Here is a 1,479-nt window from a genome sequence, read left to right as displayed (position 1 = left end):
ATCCCGTTGAAGCCGCAAGCATTGCCGAGACGCTCGACCGGCTGAACCAGGAACGGCAGCAGATGGAACTGGAGATGCTGGCGCGCCACCTGCAGCCCCTTGACTACGAAAGCGCGGTTGACGCCGGTGAGCGGCACCACGTCGCAAACGGTCGCCAGCGCGGCGAGGTCGAGCAACGAAAGCAGATCGACCGGCGCGACGTTTGGCAAGCGTTCGCGAAGCACCTTCGCCGTCTGCACCAGGCACAGGAAGACCACACCGGCGGCGCAGAGATGCCCCTGCCCCGAAAGGTCGTCCTCCCGGTTCGGATTGACCACCGCATCCGCCGCCGGCAGCGGTCCGCCGACTTGGTGATGGTCGAGCACCACGACATCGGCGCCGGCATCTTTCGCCGCCTCGATCGACACGGCGCTGTTGGTGCCGCAGTCGACGGTGACGATCAGCTTCGCGCCGCGCGAGATCAGCTCGCGCATAGCTTCCGGATTCGGGCCGTAGCCTTCGAAGATGCGGTCGGGGATATAGATCTCGGACGGCACCGAAAAATGCGCCAGAAAGCGCTTCAGCAGCGCCGACGACGCGGCGCCGTCGACATCGTAGTCGCCGAAGATCGCCACCCTCTCGCCGGCCACGACCGCATCCGCGATGCGCGCCGCCGCCTTCTCCATGTCGGTCAGCGAGGCCGGGTTCGGCAAAAGCTCGCGAATGGTCGGATCGAGGAAGCGCTCGGTCTGCTCGACCGTCACGCCGCGGCCAGCCAGCACCCTTGCGACGATGTCCGGCACGCCATGACCCTGCGCGATGGCCAAAGCGGCCATGTCCTGCCGCTCGGTCAGCCGGTGCTCCCAGGAAACACCGGTCGCCGACTGCCTGACATCGAGGAAGAAGCGTCTCTCGCCCATCATGAGACGCGCCGTCTGCACACCATCCTTCGGCAGATATCAAGATGCGACAGCCCTAGCAATTCCGGGAAAGCGAACCACCCCGGAAAACTGTGGAAGGGCGCTCCGACCGTAATTGCGCGAAAGTGTCTACAAGGACGAAATCAGAACTTTTCCAGATCCTGGTGGCGCGCCTTGATCTCGCGCACTGTGCGCGAGGACGAGCGCAGCACGATGGTGTGAGTGGTGATGAAGGTGCGCCCGAACTTCACTCCGCCGAGCAGATTGCCGTCGGTGACGCCGGTCGCCGCGAACAGCACGTCGCCGCGCGCCATGTCCTGCGCGCGATAGACCCGCTTCGGATCCGAAATGCCCATCTTTTCGGCCCGTGCAATCTTCTCCGGCGTGTCGAGGATCAGCCGGCCCTGCATCTGTCCGCCCGTGCAGCGAAGCGCCGCCGCGGCCAGCACCCCTTCCGGCGCGCCGCCAGTGCCGAGATAGATGTCGATGCCGGTCTCTTCCGGATCGGTGGTGTGGATGACGCCGGCGACGTCGCCGTCGCCGATCAGCCGGATGGCGGCGCCCGTGGCCCGCACCGCGT

Annotated in this window: 2 protein-coding genes; both read right to left on the bottom strand. The window is 65.9% G+C overall.

The window, feature by feature from the left end; translation table 11 throughout:
- A partial coding sequence (locus EOA32_RS37110; protein WP_189407711.1) for a DHH family phosphoesterase occupies nt 1-902 on the bottom strand: 902 nt, incomplete at its 3' end.
- Nucleotides 903-1,042: 140 nt separating this feature from the next.
- Nucleotides 1,043-1,479, bottom strand: a 437-nt coding sequence (locus EOA32_RS37105) for a fructose-bisphosphatase class II (protein ID WP_128374302.1), incomplete at its 5' end; no start/stop codon positions are given.

The organism is Mesorhizobium sp. M1A.F.Ca.ET.072.01.1.1, from assembly GCF_004023325.1.
GTDB lineage: Bacteria > Pseudomonadota > Alphaproteobacteria > Rhizobiales > Rhizobiaceae > Mesorhizobium.
Note: the sequence above shows the minus strand (reverse complement) of the source record. Positions and strands in the feature narration are given on the sequence as shown.